The following is a 241-nucleotide window of genomic DNA, read 5'->3' as shown; positions in this document are numbered from 1 at the left end:
CCGTATGTCTATGACTGGCTTGATCTTATACTGATCCCAGCATTTTTCTATTAGTTTTGTATCATCATAGCCTTTGTCTGCTGCTATGGTTTCTGCTTTTTCTAAGATCTCCCGCTGCCTTTTTTCCATCTGTTCAAGTAATGCATGTCCTTCTTTGATGTCAGACGCTGACGCTTTGGTTACTTTATAGGCTATAGGTAATTCATATGTAGCATCTATCACTAAATGCAGCTTGTAGCCA

The 241-nt window shown here is 39.4% G+C and carries 1 protein-coding gene; it reads right to left on the bottom strand.

The window, feature by feature from the left end:
• Positions 1-241: transposase (locus tag ciss_RS04385; RefSeq protein WP_143298475.1), on the bottom strand; the 241-nt coding region annotated here is incomplete at both ends.

The organism is Carboxydothermus islandicus (assembly GCF_001950325.1).
In the GTDB taxonomy this organism is placed as follows: Bacteria; Bacillota; Z-2901; order Carboxydothermales; family Carboxydothermaceae; genus Carboxydothermus; species Carboxydothermus islandicus.
The sequence above is the reverse complement of the archived record's forward strand: the minus strand, read 5'-3'. Positions and strand labels throughout refer to the sequence as shown.